The organism is Pseudomonas sp. KU43P, assembly GCF_033095865.1.
GTDB lineage: Bacteria > Pseudomonadota > Gammaproteobacteria > Pseudomonadales > Pseudomonadaceae > Aquipseudomonas.
The window spans coordinates 1,457,129-1,469,725 of record NZ_AP019365.1 but is presented as its reverse complement, the minus strand read 5'-3'; the positions used below and the strand labels follow the sequence as shown (position 1 = coordinate 1,469,725).

The window sequence follows — 12,597 nt, the reverse complement described above, 5'->3', positions numbered from 1 at the left end:
GGCCGATCAATGACATCTATCGCAGACTTGGTTAAGGTCTGCCATAACCAACCCCAGGCTTCCTCATGGACATCAAGCAGCTCAAGTTTCTCATCGCCCTCGACCAGACCCGCCACTTCGGCCAGGCTGCGGCGCTGTGCCATATCACCCAGCCGACGCTGTCCATGCGCCTGCGCAACCTGGAGGACGAACTGGACCTGGTACTGGTCAAGCGCGGCCAGCGTTTCGAAGGCTTCACCGAAGCCGGCGAGCGTATCCTGGCCTGGGCCCGCACCCTGCTCGCCGCCCATGACGGCCTGCAGGCCGAGGCCGCCAGTTGCCGTGGCCAAGTGGTCGGCAGCCTGCGCCTGGGCAGTGTGCCGCTGGCCAGCTTCAACACCATGAACCTGCTGATGCCGCTGCGCGAAAAGTACCCCGAGCTGCAGTTCCAGCTCAGCACCCACAGCACCGAGCAGATCATGGACGGCCTGAGCCGCAACCAGCTCGATCTGGGCATCTGCTACCTGGACCAGGTCAACGCCAGTTTCTTCGAAGTGATCGAACTGGGCACCACCACCATGGGCCTGCTGTACGACACCCGGCACTTCCAGCTCGATACAGCAGAGCTGCAATGGAGCGAGCTGGCCGACCTGCCGCTGGGCCTGCTGAGCAAAGGCATGCACTACCGCCAGTCGCTGGACCTGAGCTTGCGCAGCCGCGGCCTGGAACCCATGGCGGTGCTGGAAAGCGACTCCAGCTTCCAGCTCATCCAGGCCATCACCGCCGGCGTCTGCTGCGCGGTGATGCCGCTGCATTTCGGCCTCGAAGACCTGAGCGAACACCTGCGCATCATCCCCATCACCGACGCCAGCATCCACAGCCCGGTGGGCCTGCTGCTGCGACGCAGCGAACCGCGCTCGGCGATTGCCGAGCAATGTTTCGACGAGGCCCGCGCGCTGTATCAACCCACCTGAGGCGCTGTCGCCTGCCGATATTGCCTTGGGGTGAAACCAGTCAGCTGCTTGAACTGCCGGCTGAACGCGCTGTGGTCCGTATAGCCGCACTGTAGCGCCACCTCGGTGATCGGCAGGTCGCTGTGCAGCAGACGGTGGGCATGCTCCAGGCGGGCCTTGTGGATCATCTGCCGAGGCGTCAGGTGGAATACCCGTTTGCAGTAGCGCTCCAGTTGCGCTACGGAAATGCCCGCGATGCGGGTGAGCTCACCCATGCTGATCGGCTGATGGAAATGCCCGCGGATGTGCTCGTCCACGGCCGCCAGGCGCTGGTAGGCCGGGTGGGTGTCGGCGGCTGACTGCAGGTCGACGGAGATGCCGACCAGGCCGATGATCTCGCCTGCCGGGTTGTACAGCGGGCGCTTATGAGTCAGGCACCAGCCGGGTTCACGGCTGCCGTACAAGTGCAGTTCAAGCTGGTCTTCGAGTATCAAGCCCTGTTGCAGCACACGGCGATCCTGCTCGGTGTAGCCGGGGCCCAGCTGCGCCGGGAAGACTTCGGCGCTGGTCTTGCCCAGCAGCGGCTGCAGGCGCTTGAGGCCGCAGCGCTGGACCAGCGTGGTGTTGGCCAGCACGTAGCGGGCGTCCGGGTCCTTGATGAAGATCGCGGCGTTGGGGATGGCGTCGAGGATCGGCAGCAGCAGGGAGACGCTGGCCAGCAGAGCTTCGAGGGTGGCGGGGCGGTGCTGGGCGAGGTGCTGGTTGAGGGTTGCCAGGGGCTCGTTTGTCATCGGTCATCTCTCCATTGTCTTTACCGCCTCATCGCCGGCAAGCCGGCTCCCACAGTTAACGGCAGCGGACCCGAGCCTTGCAGGATACCTGTGGGAGCCGGCTTGCCGGCGATTGGGCCGGCCCTGTCAGTAAATCTCTCAAGCCCTTGTCCGGCATGACCTACAGCCTATCCACCGCGCCAGTTCGCGCACCATCTTTTTCTGCAACTGTGCCGATTTCGTCATCCTCCCTGCAGAAAACCATCAAGAACCCCCACCCCCACCCGGTTCACTCTATGCCCCACGCAAGCCGCCCATACCTACAAGAGTGCGGCCGTAAAAGCCGCATCACGTGACATCAGACCTGCCTATCCAAAACCTACAAAAAGGCGCACCCATGTCAGGCAAATTCAAGAAACAGCTGTCATTGCTCGACCTCACCTTCATCGGCCTCGGCGCCATCTTCGGCTCCGGCTGGCTGTTCGCCGCCAGCCACGTGTCGGCCATCGCCGGCCCGGCCGGCATCCTCTCCTGGTTCCTCGGCGGCTTTGCCGTGTTGCTGCTGGGCATCGTCTACTGCGAGCTTGGCGCCGCCCTGCCGCGTGCCGGCGGTGTGGTGCGCTACCCGGTGTATTCCCACGGCCCGCTGCTCGGCTACCTGATGGGCTTCATCACGCTGATCGCCTTTTCCAGCCTGATCGCCATCGAAGTGGTCGCCTCTCGCCAATACGCCGCCGCCTGGTTCCCCGGGCTGACCAAGGCCGGCTCCAGCGACCCCACCGTGCTTGGCTGGCTGGTGCAGTTCGCCTTGCTGGGGCTGTTCTTCTTCCTCAACTACCGCAGCGTGAAGACCTTCGCCAAGGCCAACAACCTGGTCAGCGTGTTCAAGTTCATCGTGCCGCTGCTGGTGATCGGCGTGCTGTTCACCTTCTTCAAACCGGAGAACTTCGAGGTCCAGGGGTTTGCTCCGTTCGGCCTGTCCGGCGTGGAAATGGCGGTGTCGGCCGGCGGCATCATCTTCGCCTACCTGGGCCTGACACCGATCATTTCGGTGGCCAGTGAAGTGAAGAACCCGCAGCGCACCATCCCGATTGCGCTGATCCTCTCGGTACTGCTCTCGACCGCGATCTACGCCCTGCTGCAACTGGCCTTCCTCGGCAGCGTGCCGACCGAAATGCTCAGCAATGGCTGGGCTGCGGTCACCAAGGAGCTGGCCCTGCCCTACCGCGACATCGCCTTGGCCCTGGGCGTCGGCTGGCTGGCCTACCTGGTGGTGGCCGATGCGGTGATCTCGCCCAGCGGCTGCGGCAACATCTACATGAACGCTACCCCCCGCGTGGTCTACGGCTGGGCGCAGACCGGCACCTTCTTCAAGTACTTCACCCGCATCGACGAGCAGTCCGGCATCCCGCGCCCTGCCCTGTGGCTGACCTTCGGCCTGTCGGTGTTCTGGACCCTGCCGTTCCCGTCCTGGGAAGCGCTGATCAACGTGGTCTCCGCCGCCCTGGTACTGAGCTACGCCGTGGCCCCGGTCACCGTCGCCGCCCTGCGCCGCAATGCACCCGACATGCCGCGCCCGTTCCGGGTGATGGGCATGGGTGTGCTCGGCCCGCTGTCATTCATCATCGCCGCGCTGATCGTGTACTGGTCCGGCTGGAACACCGTGTCGTGGTTGCTGGCCCTGCAGATCGTGATGTTCGTGTTGTACCTACTGTGCGGCCGCTTCGTGCCCACTCAACACCTGTCGCTGGCCCAGCAAGTGCGCTCCTCGGCGTGGCTGATCGGCTTCTACGCGGTGACCATCCTGTTGTCCTGGCTGGGGAGCTTCGGCGGGCTGGGCGTCCTTGCTCACCCGTTCGACACCCTTGCCGTGGCCGCCTGTGCACTGGGCATCTACTACTGGGGCGCTGCCACCGGGGTACCGGCTCACCTGGTGCGCCTGGAAGGCGAGGATGAAAGCGAAACAAGCCACGAGGTGCACACAGCCAAGCGCCCGGCTGCACTGGCTTCGTGACGGCTGCTGGCCCTATCGCCGGCAAGCCGGCTCCCACAGGGTCCGGCGTGCGCAGTGATTGTGGGAGCCGGCTTGCCGGCGATGAGGCCCGCAATAACCACAAAGATTCGGAGATGCCATGAAACACGTTCACATCATCGACTCCCACACCGGCGGCGAACCGACCCGCCTGGTGATGAAAGGCTTCCCCAGCCTTCAAGGCCGCAACATGGCCGAACAACGCGACGAACTGCGCGAGCTGCACGACCACTGGCGCCGCGCCTGCCTGCTGGAACCACGCGGCAACGACGTGCTGGTTGGCGCATTGTACTGCCCACCGGTGTCGGCCGACGCCACCTGCGGGGTGATCTTCTTCAACAACACCGGCTACCTGAACATGTGTGGCCACGGCACCATCGGCCTGGTCGCCTCGCTGCAGCATCTAGGCATGATCCAGCCGGGCGAACACAAGATCGACACCCCGGTCGGCCAGGTCACCGCCACGTTGCATGAAGACGGTGCGGTCACTGTCGGCAACGTGCCGGCCTACCGTTACCGCCAGCAGGTGCCGGTCGAGGTGCCCGGCCACGGTATGGTTCACGGCGACATCGCCTGGGGCGGCAACTGGTTTTTCCTGGTGTCCGAGCATGGCCAGCGCATCGAGCTGGACAACCGCGAAGCCCTCACCGAGTACACCTGGGCCATGCTCAAGGCCCTCGAAGCCCAGGGCATCACTGGCGAGCACGGCGCCCTGATCGACCATGTCGAGCTGTTTGCCGATGACGCCAACGCCGACAGCCGCAACTTCGTCATGTGCCCCGGCAAGGCCTACGACCGCTCCCCCTGCGGCACAGGCACCAGCGCCAAGCTTGCGTGCCTGGCCGCCGACGGCAAGCTCGCCGAAGGCCAGACCTGGGTCCAGGCGAGCATCACCGGCAGCCAGTTCCACGGCCGCTATCAGCGCGAAGGCGAGCGTATTCGCCCATTCATCACCGGCCGCGCCTACATGACCGCCGACAGCACCCTGCTGATCGACGAACAGGATCCCTTTGCCTGGGGCATCTGACGGCCCAGGTCTTTTATTCGCAACCCCGACTGAACACTGCAAGGAGTGACACCCATGAGCGACAACATCTTCACCGGCTGCATGCCCGCCCTGATGACCCCGTGCACCGCCGCCCGCAAACCGGACTTCGACGCCCTGGTGCGCAAGGGCCAGGAGCTGATCGAGGCCGGCATGAGCGCGGTGGTGTACTGCGGCTCGATGGGCGACTGGCCGCTGTTGACCGAGGCCGAGCGCCAGGAAGGCGTGGCACGCCTGGTGGCCGCCGGCATTCCGACCATCGTCGGCACCGGTGCGGTGAACACCCGCGAAGCCGTGGCCCACGCCGCCCATGCGGCCAAGGTCGGCGCCGCCGGCCTGATGGTCATCCCCCGCGTGCTGTCCCGCGGCGCCTCGCTGATCGCCCAGAAGCACCACTTCTCGGCGATCCTCGCCGCCGCGCCGAAACTGCCGGCAGTGATCTACAACAGCCCTTACTACGGCTTCGCCACCCGCGCCGATCTGTTCTTCGAATTGCGCCGTGAGTACCCGAACCTGATCGGCTTCAAGGAGTTCGGTGGCGGCGCCGACCTGCGCTACGCGGCAGAGCACATCACCTCCAAGGATGACGACGTGACCCTGATGGTCGGCGTCGACACCCAGGTGGTGCATGGCTTCGTCAACTGCAACGCCACCGGCGCCATCACCGGCATCGGCAACGCCCTGCCGCGCGAGGTGCTGCAACTGGTGAGCCTGAGCAAGCAGGCGGCCAAGGGCGATGCCCGCGCCCGCCGCCAGGCCCGTGAGCTGGAGTCGGCGCTGGCGGTGCTGTCGTCGTTCGATGAAGGCTGCGACCTGGTGCTGTACTACAAGCACCTGATGGTGCTCAACGGCGACACCGAGTACAGCCTGCACTTCAACGAGACCGACGTACTCACCGATGCCCAGCGCAACTACGCCGAACAGCAGTACGCGCTGTTCCGCAACTGGTACGCCAACTGGTCGGCCGAGCAGAACCTGGCCTGATCCCGGGGCTGCTGTGCAGCCCATCGCCGGCAAACCGGCTCCCACAGCACCGAAACCTGTGATGCCCCGATGTGGGAGCCGGCTTGCAGGCGATGGGCCGCACAGCGGCCCGCTTTCCCGAACCCAACACCCAAGGACGCCCCATGACCCTGACAGGCAACCTGCTGATCGGCCAACGCGCCGTGACCGGCAGCCAAGCAGCCATCCGCGCCATCGACCCGGCCACCAACCAGGCGCTTGAACCCGCATACGCCGGCGGCACCGGCGAACACGTGGCCCAGGCCTGTGCCCTGGCCTGGGCAGCGTTCGACCCTTACCGCGAGACGTCGCCCGAACAACGAGCGGTGTTTCTTGAAACCATCGCCGAGCAGATCGAAGCGCTCGGCGATGCACTGATCGACCGCGCCGTGGCCGAAAGCGGCCTGCCCAAGGCGCGCATCCTGGGCGAGCGTGGCCGAACCTGCACGCAACTGCGCACCTTCGCCCGTGTGGTACGCGACGGCGAATGGCTGGATGTGCGGGTCGACAACCGGCTGCCCGAGCGCCAGCCCCTGCCTCGCGCCGACCTGCGCCAGCGCAAGGTAGCACTGGGCCCGGTCGCGGTGTTCGGCGCCAGCAACTTCCCGCTGGCCTTCTCGGTGGCCGGTGGCGACACCGCCTCGGCCCTGGCGGCCGGCTGCCCGGTGGTGGTGAAAGCCCACGGCGCCCACCCAGGCACCAGCGAATTGGTCGGCCAGGCCGTGGCCCGCGCCGTGAAACGGTGCGGGCTGCCTGAAGGGGTGTTTTCGCTGCTCTATGGCGCGGGCCGTGAAGTCGGCATCGCCCTGGTCAGCGACCCGCGCATCAAGGCCGTCGGCTTCACCGGTTCGCGCAGCGGCGGCATCGCCCTGTGCCAGGCCGCCCAGGCACGCCCGGAGCCGATCCCGGTGTATGCGGAAATGAGCTCGATCAACCCGGTGTTCCTGTTCGACGCGGCCCTGCAGGCCCGCGCCGAAGCACTGGCACAAGGCTTCGTCGCCTCGTTGACCCAGGGTGCAGGCCAGTTCTGCACCAACCCCGGCCTGGTCATCGCCCGCCAGGGGCCGGCATTGCAACGCTTCATCACGACTGCCGCTGAGCACGTGCGCCAAGCCGCGGCGCAGACCATGCTCACCCCTGGCATCCACGGCGCCTACGCCGCTGGCGTCGCTGCACTGGCCGACAACGCCCATGCCCAGGTGGCCGCCAGCGGCCTGCCGCAGCAGGGCCCCAACCAGTGCCAGGCGCAGCTGTTCGTCACCCAGGCCAATGCATTTCTCGCCGACCCGGCGCTGCAGGCCGAAGTGTTCGGCGCCGCCTCGCTGGTGGTCGCCTGCGAAACCGAAGAGCAAGTGCGACAGCTCGCCGAACACCTGGAAGGCCAGCTGACCGCCACCCTGCACCTGGACGACGGCGACCTCGACAGCGCTCGGGCGCTGCTGCCGACCCTGGAACGCAAGGCCGGGCGCATCCTGGTCAATGGCTGGCCAACCGGCGTGGAAGTCTGCGATGCCATGGTCCACGGCGGCCCGTTCCCGGCCACATCCGATGCCCGCAGCACATCGGTGGGCACCGCGGCGGTCCTGCGCTTCCTGCGCCCGGTGTGCTACCAGGACTTCCCCGATGGCTTGCTCCCCCAGGCATTGCGACATGACAACCCGCTGCGTCTGCGGCGGTTGCTCGACGGCAAGCGGGAAGGCTGAAGCATGCACGACGCCCACTCTTCAGCGGACACCGATATCGCCGTGGTCGGCGCCGGCATCGTCGGCGTCGCCTGCGCCCTGCAACTGGCCCGCCAGGGCCGCCGGGTGCTGCTGATCGACCGCCAGGCACCAGGCCATGGCGCGTCCTACGGCAATGCCGGGCACCTGGCGACCGAGCAGGTGTTCCCCATCGCCGACCTGTCGATCCTCAAACGCCTGCCGCGCATGCTGCTGGACCCGATGGGCCCGTTGCGGCTGGACTGGAAATACCTGCCCAAGGCCCTGCCCTGGTTCACCCGGCTGCTGCTCAACCTGCGCCCGGCACCGTTCCAGCGTAGCGTGGCCGGCATCCGCGCGTTGAACGAAGGCAGCCTCGGCGCCTGGCAGCGCTTGCTGGGCTCGATCGGGCGCAGCGACCTGTTCAAGGAAGATGGGTCGCTGCTGGTGTTCGAACGACCCGAGTCGCGTCAGGCACTGCAAGCGTTGCGTGTACGCATGCAGCAGCAGGGTGTGCCTTTGGACATGTGGTCGGCCGGCGCGGTGCATGACGCTGCGCCGCAGTTGAACCCGTCGATCCTGGGTGGCCTGTTCTTCCCCCGTACGGGGCATTTTCTCGACCCCTACCGCGTGGTTTGCGAATTGTTCGAGGCGGCCAAGGCCAACGGCGTGCGCTTCGTGCAGGGGCAGGTCAATGGCGGGAAACTGGATAGCAATGGCGTCACGCTGAGCAGTGACCAAGGCACCTTCAGTGCGCGCCAGGTGCTGATCAGTTGCGGCGCACATTCTGCACAACTGACGGCCGCGTTGACTGGCAAGCGGGTGCCGCTCGACACCGAACGCGGCTATCACCTGATGTTGCCGGGCGAGCACCAGCGCCTGCCGTTCGCGGTCACCTCGCTGGAGCGCAAGTTCATCATGACGCCGATGGCCGCTGGGCTGAGGTTGGCCGGTACGGTGGAGTTCGCGGGGCTGGATGCGCCACCGAGCATGCAACGGGCGTGGCAGTTGCACCGGCTGAGCAAGGGGTTGTTCACGCGGGATCTGGAGATCGAGGGGGCGACGCCGTGGATGGGCTTCAGGCCGTCGTTGCCGGATTCGTTGCCGGTGATCGACCGGGTGTGTGCTGGGCGGGTGTTGCTGGCCTTCGGGCATCAGCACCTGGGGCTCACCCAGGCAGCGGTGACGGCGGAATGGGTGGGGCGGTTGGCTGAATGTCAGGGCGGCAGCGGGATGGGGGCTTATCGGCTGGATCGGTTTTGATGCAGGGCCGCTGTGCGGCCCAATCGTCGGCAAGCCGGCTCCCACAGGGATATCACTGCCCTTCAGGCATGTGCTGTACCTGTGGGAGCCGGCTTGCCGGCGATTGGGCTGCGCAGCAGCCCCCAGGTCACTCAGCGATACCGCTCAAGCCAATGCGCATAGGGCGCAGGCAAGGTCCAGGAGGCCTTGTCCACGCCCAATGCCTTGGCTGCAGAATACGCCCAGTGCGGATCAGCCAGGTGCGCACGCCCCACCGATACCAGGTCCAGTTGGTTTGCCTGCAGCGCGGCCTCAGCCAATTGCGGGGTTCCAAAGCCCCACGCCGAAGTCACCGGCAACCCTGCCTCACGGCGCACGCGCTCGGCAATCGGCCCCATGAACGCCGGCCCCCACGGAATGTTGGTTTCCGGGATGGTGAAGCCCACGCTGACGCTCAGCAGGTCCAGCCCACCGGCCTTGAACATGCGCGCCAGCTCGATGGACTCATCCAGGGTCTGCTCATCACGGCCGTCATACTCCAGCACACCGAAACGGGCGGTCAGCGGCAAGTTTTCCGGCCATACCTCACGCACGGCAGCCAGGGTTTCCAGCAGGAAGCGGCTACGGTTCTCGAAGCTGCCACCATAGGCGTCGGTGCGCTGGTTGGAATGCTCGGAGAAGAAGCTCTGGCCCAGATAGCCATGGGCAAAATGCAGCTCGATCCACTCGAAGCCGGCATCACGCGCACGACGGGCGGCGTCAACGAAGTCCTGCTTGACCCGGGCAATGTCGTCCAAGGTCATTTCCCGCGGCACTTTCGGCAGGTGTGCGCCAAAGGCGATGGCCGACGGGGCAATGGTTTCCCAGCCGCGTGCGTCATCCGCAGCGATATGGTCGTCACCCTCCCACGGGCGGTTGGCGCTGGCCTTGCGCCCGGCGTGGGCGATCTGGATGCCAGGCACGGAACCTGCGGCCTTGATCGCCTGCACCACCGGCACGAAAGCTTGGGCATGGGCGTCGCTCCAGATACCGGCACAGCCAGGGGTGATACGCCCTTCCGGCGCCACCGCAGTGGCCTCGACTACCAGCAAACCCGCGCCGCCACGCGCCAGGCCTGCCAGGTGCACGTAGTGCCAGTCGTTGATCATGCCGTCCTCGGCCATGTACTGGCACATCGGCGGGATGGCGATGCGGTTGCGCAGGGTGACGTCCTTGAGGGTATAGGGTTGGAACAATGCAGACATGAGCAGACTCCGGGGTCATCTGAATACGATTGTTCGATCATATTCGAACTATGGCAATTTGTGAAACCCCCGTTATCATGGCGACCATGCGAGCCTACAAACATCCCAACCCCGAAGACCTGATCCTGGAGCGCGTGCTCTATGCGCTGAGCGACCCCGTGCGCCTGGAGATCGTGCGCCACCTGGCAGGTGTCACCGAAGCCAGTTGCGGCGAGCTGGATGGCGGCCGGCCGAAGTCGAGCATGTCGCATCACTTTCGCGTGCTGCGCGATGCGGGGCTGGTGCACACCCGGAACGTGGGGACTACCCACATGAACTCGTTGCGCAGCGAAATGCTCGACGGCCGGTTCCCAGGGCTGCTGGAATGCATCCTCCGTCAGCAATGAACAGCAGCATGTCCTTCCTGTGGGAGCCGGCTTGCCGGCGATAGGGCCCGAACAGGCTGTACAGGGTGATGGTGTTGTGCCTGCCCCGGCCTCATTGCCGGCAAGCCGGCTCCCACAAGGGATCGCTGCAGGCGCAAGGTGCGGGTGTCTTTATCGAATGTCGGTCTTGCGCAGCGCGAAGCGACACACTTGCCCACCCCGCAACATGCGGCCTCAAGCGGGATTTCCGATCGGTGGTGGTCTGTCCGGCCCTATCGCTGGCAAGCCAGCCCCCACCGGTCCCGCGCAATGTTTCAAAACTGCGCGCATTCTGTGGGAGCTGGCTTGCCAGCGATAGGGCCCGGTACAGGCAAAAAAAAGCCACGAGGTCACCCCCGTGGCTTTCGATCTCAACAAGGCCGCTGCTTACAGCGCCATGTCGTTCTCAGGCTTGCTCTCAACCGGCTTGACCACGCCAGTGGTGGTACCGACGCCCTCGTCGATCACCGGCGGTTTCCCCAGCTGCAGCACTTCAGCGGTGTAGTTCCACTCTTTCTGCGTAGCAGCCGCCGAAGCATTCAGCTTGGTACCGTAGCTCGGCACGATCTCTTTGATCTTGGCTTGCCACTCAGGCGTCGCCACCTTTTCCTTGAACACGGTTTCCAGCACGTTCAGCATGATCGGCGCAGCGGTCGAAGCGCCCGGCGATGCACCCAGCAGGCCGGCGATGGTGCGGTCTTGCGAGGCCACCACTTCGGTACCCAGCTTCAGCACGCCGCCCTTCTCTTCGTCACGCTTGATGATCTGCACGCGCTGGCCGGCTTGCCACAGCTTCCAGTCTTCCTTCTTGGCGTTCGGGAAGTAGGTGCGCAGGGCTTCGAAGCGGTCGTCGTCCGACAGCATCAGCTGACCGGCGAGGTACTCGACCAGCGGGTACTGCTCGATACCGACCTTGGTCATCGGCCACACGTTGTGCGGGGTGGTGGTGCTCAGCAGGTCCAGGTACGAGCCGTTCTTCAGGAACTTGGTCGAGAAGGTGGCGAATGGCCCGAACAGGATCACGCGCTTGCCGTCCAACACGCGGGTATCGAGGTGCGGAACCGACATGGGCGGTGCACCGGTCGAGGCGATGCCGTAGGCCTTGGCCATGTGCTGCATGGCGATGGTTGGGTTCTCGGTCACCAGGAACGAGCCGCCCACCGGGAAGCCTGCGTATTCCTTGGCTTCAGGAATGCCCGACTTCTGCAGCAGCTTCAGCGCGCCGCCGCCGGCACCGATGAACAGGAACTTGGCGTCGGTGGCCGTTTTGGTACCGTCCTTCAGGTTCTTGTACTCGACGTGCCAGGAGCCGTCTTCGTTGCGGGTGATGTCCTGCACTTCGCTGGACAGCTGCAGGTTGAAGTTTTCCTGGGTCTTCAGGTGGCCGACGAACTGGCGAGTGATCTCGCCGAAGTTGACGTCGGTGCCGATTGGCGTCCAGGTCACGGCCAGCTTCTGGTTCGGGTCGCGGCCTTCCATCATCAACGGGACCCACTTGGCGATCTGCGCGTGGTCCTCGGAGTACTGCATCGGGCGGAACAGCGGGCTGGCTTGCAGCGCGTCGTAACGCTTCTTGAGGAACTTGATGTTGTCATCGCCCCAGACGAAGCTCATGTGCGGGGTGGTGTTGATGAACGAATGCGGGTTCTTCAGCACGCCCTGGCGCACTTGCCAGGCCCAGAACTGACGGGAGATCTGGAAGGCTTCGTTGATTTCGATGGCCTTGGAGATGTTGACGTTGCCGTCTTTGTCTTCCGGGGTGTAGTTCAGCTCGGCCAGCGCGGAGTGGCCGGTGCCGGCGTTGTTCCAGCCGTTGGAGCTTTCTTCGGCGACGCCATCGAGGCGCTCGACCATTTCCATCGACCAGCTCGGCTCCAGCTCGTGCAGCCACACGGCCAGGGTGGAACTCATGATGCCGCCGCCGACCAGCAGCACATCGACTTTCTTGGTTTCTGCGGCGTGCGCTTGCATGAAGCTCGCAGCGACAGCCAGACCCAGCAAGGTCTTGCCAGCTTTCTTGAACATTTATCAATTCCAGTCTGTAGAACGGAGGACGGGCCTGTGGCTGGCCCAGGTGTTTCATGTTCTTCCGCGCAGGCTTGTTATGGTCATTGTTCAGCGGCCAGAGAACCAGAAAACGACCCAGGCTTTTGTCGAATTGACCAACAAAGCTGAATCGTTTCGCTGATTGTATTCTGAATTGCCAGCACAAACAAACCGAGGGGC

Annotated in this window: 10 protein-coding genes; 7 read left to right on the top strand and 3 right to left on the bottom strand. The window is 65.0% G+C overall.

Going from position 1 to position 12,597, the window contains the following annotated elements; genetic code table 11:
- The first annotated feature begins 65 nt into the window (after positions 1–65).
- Positions 66–953 carry a LysR family transcriptional regulator gene (locus tag KU43P_RS06735; protein ID WP_317661716.1) on the top strand — a complete coding sequence of 296 codons (888 nt, stop codon included), beginning with the start codon at positions 66–68 and terminating at the stop codon, positions 951–953.
- Here KU43P_RS06735 and KU43P_RS06730 read toward each other — a convergent pair.
- Positions 941–1,723 (bottom strand): AraC family transcriptional regulator, encoded by a 783-nt coding sequence (locus KU43P_RS06730; RefSeq protein ID WP_317661714.1) that lies wholly within the window; start codon positions 1,721–1,723, stop codon positions 941–943. The two genes, KU43P_RS06735 and KU43P_RS06730, sit on opposite strands and share 13 nt — an antisense overlap.
- Before the next feature lie 376 nt (positions 1,724–2,099).
- Here KU43P_RS06730 and KU43P_RS06725 point away from each other — a divergent pair, with 376 nt between their 5' ends.
- From KU43P_RS06725 to KU43P_RS06705, 5 genes are all read left to right on the top strand, one after another.
- Complete coding sequence (locus KU43P_RS06725; RefSeq protein WP_317661713.1) at positions 2,100–3,716, top strand: APC family permease; 1,617 nt, start codon at positions 2,100–2,102, stop codon at positions 3,714–3,716.
- 118 nt (positions 3,717–3,834) lie between these two features.
- Positions 3,835–4,761: a 4-hydroxyproline epimerase gene (locus KU43P_RS06720; protein WP_317661712.1), complete on the top strand. Its 927-nt coding sequence runs from the start codon at positions 3,835–3,837 to the stop codon at positions 4,759–4,761.
- A gap of 54 nt (positions 4,762–4,815) precedes the next feature.
- On the top strand, positions 4,816–5,763 hold the full coding sequence (locus KU43P_RS06715; protein ID WP_317661711.1) for a dihydrodipicolinate synthase family protein: 948 nt from the start codon (positions 4,816–4,818) through the stop codon (positions 5,761–5,763).
- A gap of 143 nt (positions 5,764–5,906) precedes the next feature.
- Complete coding sequence (locus KU43P_RS06710; RefSeq protein WP_317661710.1) at positions 5,907–7,484, top strand: aldehyde dehydrogenase (NADP(+)); 1,578 nt, start codon at positions 5,907–5,909, stop codon at positions 7,482–7,484.
- A gap of 3 nt (positions 7,485–7,487) precedes the next feature.
- A complete protein-coding gene (locus tag KU43P_RS06705; RefSeq protein WP_317661709.1) occupies positions 7,488–8,744 on the top strand; it encodes an NAD(P)/FAD-dependent oxidoreductase in 1,257 nt (418 codons plus the stop codon).
- 131 nt (positions 8,745–8,875) lie between these two features.
- On the opposite strand, the gene xenA is transcribed toward KU43P_RS06705, so the two are convergent.
- Positions 8,876–9,967, bottom strand: coding sequence for a xenobiotic reductase XenA (gene xenA / locus KU43P_RS06700; RefSeq protein ID WP_317661707.1), 1,092 nt, complete (start codon positions 9,965–9,967; stop codon positions 8,876–8,878).
- A gap of 50 nt (positions 9,968–10,017) precedes the next feature.
- Between xenA and KU43P_RS06695 the strand changes: the two genes are divergently transcribed.
- On the top strand, positions 10,018–10,353 hold the full coding sequence (locus KU43P_RS06695; RefSeq protein WP_317661705.1) for a helix-turn-helix domain-containing protein: 336 nt from the start codon (positions 10,018–10,020) through the stop codon (positions 10,351–10,353).
- A gap of 405 nt (positions 10,354–10,758) precedes the next feature.
- Here KU43P_RS06695 and mqo read toward each other — a convergent pair whose 3' ends face one another.
- On the bottom strand, positions 10,759–12,396 hold the full coding sequence (gene mqo, locus KU43P_RS06690; RefSeq protein WP_317661703.1) for a malate dehydrogenase (quinone): 1,638 nt from the start codon (positions 12,394–12,396) through the stop codon (positions 10,759–10,761).
- Positions 12,397–12,597: the final 201 nt, after the last annotated feature.

Coding starts and splice junctions, on each gene's coding strand:
- KU43P_RS06710 (WP_317661710.1), top strand. CDS start 5,907: ATGACCCTGACAGGCAACCTGCTGATCGGCCAACGCGCCGTGACCGGC.
- KU43P_RS06705 (WP_317661709.1), top strand. CDS start 7,488: ATGCACGACGCCCACTCTTCAGCGGACACCGATATCGCCGTGGTCGGC.
- KU43P_RS06715 (WP_317661711.1), top strand. CDS start 4,816: ATGAGCGACAACATCTTCACCGGCTGCATGCCCGCCCTGATGACCCCG.
- KU43P_RS06730 (WP_317661714.1), bottom strand. CDS start 1,723: ATGACAAACGAGCCCCTGGCAACCCTCAACCAGCACCTCGCCCAGCAC.
- KU43P_RS06725 (WP_317661713.1), top strand. CDS start 2,100: ATGTCAGGCAAATTCAAGAAACAGCTGTCATTGCTCGACCTCACCTTC.
- KU43P_RS06735 (WP_317661716.1), top strand. CDS start 66: ATGGACATCAAGCAGCTCAAGTTTCTCATCGCCCTCGACCAGACCCGC.
- KU43P_RS06720 (WP_317661712.1), top strand. CDS start 3,835: ATGAAACACGTTCACATCATCGACTCCCACACCGGCGGCGAACCGACC.
- xenA (WP_317661707.1), bottom strand. CDS start 9,967: ATGTCTGCATTGTTCCAACCCTATACCCTCAAGGACGTCACCCTGCGC.
- mqo (WP_317661703.1), bottom strand. CDS start 12,396: ATGTTCAAGAAAGCTGGCAAGACCTTGCTGGGTCTGGCTGTCGCTGCG.
- KU43P_RS06695 (WP_317661705.1), top strand. CDS start 10,018: ATGGCAATTTGTGAAACCCCCGTTATCATGGCGACCATGCGAGCCTAC.